A 3,201-nucleotide genomic window follows, 5' to 3' on the forward strand; every position below is an offset into this window, starting at 1 on the left:
TTTCAACCTGGATATATAGCTTGATTATAGCATATACTGTAAATATACTTTCTTAAGCAAAAACTAAAAGACAGCGTGTACTACGCTGTCTTTAGACTTTAGGTCCTAAACTTTCTGGCTGAATTGAATTATATAATCTATCCAAAGCTTTTTTATAACAGACTTATAATACTGATATTTAATATCACCAATATCACTGTTTACTATATCTTGCTCACATTCTCTACATATATGTACACCTAATAAGCTTATAAAATGGTTACATTCTCCATCGCATATTCCACAATTACCCGTCAAAAAATCATCCCCTTAATACTTCTTTACCTTGATTATTACCGTTATATTATATTTTATTCTTAATGCATGACCATTGTTCACATTTTTTTAGAGCATAGTCGACTTCGTCAATTTGTTAGTTAATAGCCTTTTAGACAACAAAAAACTAACTAGCAATGGAGAATTGATTTTATATTTTCATGCTAATTCTTAACTTTATACTGCCTTTTCACTAATCTTTTTATCTATAATTCTTAATAACCTTTCACTAGGCTTAAATACAAATCTATATGTTTTACCGTCTCTTTGAAACTCACCTACGAAAAATTTATCATACTCTTTATCTAATACAAATTTATATATACAATCTATTTTACTACTAGAATCTATTTCATTATAAGGTTTTAATGTTTCTATCTCTTCAATATTTATTGATAGCAAAACCTTCTCTTTATTTCCTAAAACACGCTCAAATATTAATTTATTATCCACTAATTTGTAACTATATACTGAAAATACTCTCATCAATACAAATCCTGTAATTAATATAGATGAAAATAATATGATAAGACTTACTATACCTGCATATTTTCTTCCCAAATGATTCGAAAGAGTTATTAGGGTATTTACAAAGACTACAGAACCTAATATTATTAACATGATTTGCCATAATGGTTTTTCTTTTCTAGTAATCACTTCTTTAATAATATTATTCATTTAGATTCTTCCCTTCTATACTTTCAGGTCAGTCCTTTTAAACCATTAGCTGAAAACTCCATACACTATCACTATAATACTCTATTCTCTAATCCATAATCTATAATCAATATATGTTTTTTGCTAAAGGTGATTAGCGAGTGGCAAATAGCCAAACTAATTTTAAATTTCATACTTACTAACCTCTATATTATATAAATTATTCCCTTTAGAATCAATAACCACAATAGCAGGTAATTTTTCCACAGTCAGTTTTCTTATAGCTTCTGTTCCTAAATCTTCATATGCAATAACGGTTGATTCTTTAATACAATCGGAAATTAAAGCTCCAGCACCGCCTATCGCTGCAAAATATACTGCTTTATTTTTTTTCATAGATTCAATAACTTTATTGTTACGTTGTCCCTTCCCTATCATACCCTTTAATCCTTTTTCTAATAAATAAGGTGTATAATCATCCATTCTATAACTAGTGGTAGGCCCTGCTGAACCTATAACCTTACCTGGTTTTGGTGGGCAAGGCCCTACATAGTAAAGTATAGAGTTTTCTATATCAAAAGGTAATTGTTCTCCTTGTTTTATTGCCTCTACTAATCTTTTATGTGCTGCATCCCTGCCTGTGTAAATAGTTCCACTAATATATACCCTATCTCCAGCTTTAAGATTAGCCACAACATCATCTGTAAGTGGCGTCGTTATATTTATTTCTTTCAATAAAATCACCTCGTTTTTATTGTTAAAGGTTATACATCCTTTGAGTTTATATCTGTACTTCAATATGTCTAGCTACGTGACAGTTTAAATTAACTGCAACAGGAAGGCCTGCAATATGTGTAGGAAAAACTTCAACATTTACTCCTAAAGCTGTTGTTCTTCCTCCTAATCCTTGTGGGCCTATACCTAGTTTATTTATTTCTTGTAACAGTTCTAATTCTAATTGTTTAATATGCTTCTTTTCATTGAATTTACCAACATTCCTTAACAAAGCCTTTTTGGCTAAAAGACATGCCTTTTCCATAGTTCCTCCAATTCCTACACCTACTACTACTGGTGGACAAGGATTAGGACCTGCTTTTCTTACTACATCAATAACAAATTGCTTTACTCCTTCTATACCATCAGACGGTTTTAACATTTTTAAGCCACCCATATTTTCACTTCCAAATCCTTTAGGTGCAAAGCGTATTTTTATCTTATCTCCTTCTACTATGTTATAGTGAATAATCGCTGGTGTATTATCTTTAGTATTTTCTCTTAAAAATGGGTCTTTAACTACAGATTTTCTTAAGTATCCTTCTGTGTATCCCTGTCGTACTCCTTCATTTATAGCTTCTGTGAGATTTCCTCCTTCTACAAATACATCCTGTCCTATATCGACAAAGAATACTGCCATACCAGTATCTTGACAAATTGGTACCCTTTCTTTTTTTGCGATATTAGCATTTAAAATTAATTTTTCTAAAATGTCCTTTCCTATAGGTGATTCTTCTTTATCTATTGACTGTTTTATTTTATCTAAAACATCGTTACTCAACTCGTAATTAGCCTTCATACACATTTCTTTAACTTTGCTAGTTATTATTTTAGCATCTATCCTTCTCATTTTATTTAATCCCTTCTTTATATTTTTTTATTATTTTTTACTTTAAAGTTCTTCATAATACCCTTCTACAAAATATATAAAAATCCTTTTAGAAAATCAGCAAAGCCGATTTTTGGCTATTGGCTACTAGCTATTAGCTGTTAGCTTAAAGACAATTAAAAAAATTTAAGCATAAAAAATAATCGCCTCTTTAGGCGATTATTTAACAACTCTAATCTTAGTTCTATTATTGGAGGATATATGGTTATAATTATAACGGTATTTATTAGTCCTAGAAATGGGTTCTTTTCTTTTATTTTTAATAGTACTTTTAGTAGCACTTATAGTCTCTCTAATGATATACAGTTGAAACATTAGAATAGGTATAAGTAGTAAAATAAGAAAAATAACTCTCATATTATATCATCTCCGATATAACTCATTTATAATACATATTTCTATATATTGTTATCTTATTTTACATTATACCACCTTATACCTGATATTTCCATAGTGCTTTTGTACTACTAAGACATTTTTTGTTGGATACTGTTGACACAGTTCTCAGTTCTTAGAAAAAATTAGGCTATTCGCTGTTCGCCTTTCGCTTTTCGATAATAATTCTA

General features: G+C 29.7%; 4 protein-coding genes. All 4 read right to left on the reverse strand.

Annotated elements, in window-relative coordinates:
• Positions 1 to 105 precede the first annotated feature (105 nt).
• A complete protein-coding gene (locus L21TH_RS04920) occupies positions 106 to 297 on the reverse strand; it encodes a sigma factor G inhibitor Gin (protein ID WP_006310838.1) in 192 nt (63 codons plus the stop codon).
• A 195-nt stretch (positions 298 to 492) separates the two neighbouring features.
• Positions 493 to 993, reverse strand: coding sequence for a hypothetical protein (locus L21TH_RS04925; RefSeq protein WP_006310840.1), 501 nt, complete (start codon positions 991 to 993; stop codon positions 493 to 495).
• Between the two features lie 162 nt (positions 994 to 1,155).
• Complete coding sequence (locus L21TH_RS04930) at positions 1,156 to 1,707, reverse strand: Fe-S-containing hydro-lyase (protein ID WP_006310841.1); 552 nt, start codon at positions 1,705 to 1,707, stop codon at positions 1,156 to 1,158.
• Positions 1,708 to 1,753: 46 nt separating this feature from the next.
• Positions 1,754 to 2,596 (reverse strand): fumarate hydratase, encoded by an 843-nt coding sequence (locus L21TH_RS04935; RefSeq protein ID WP_006310842.1) that lies wholly within the window; start codon positions 2,594 to 2,596, stop codon positions 1,754 to 1,756.
• Between the last annotated feature and the right edge of the window lie 605 nt (positions 2,597 to 3,201).

Origin of the sequence: Caldisalinibacter kiritimatiensis (assembly GCF_000387765.1) — a bacterium.
Lineage (GTDB): Bacteria > Bacillota > Clostridia > Tissierellales > Caldisalinibacteraceae > Caldisalinibacter > Caldisalinibacter kiritimatiensis.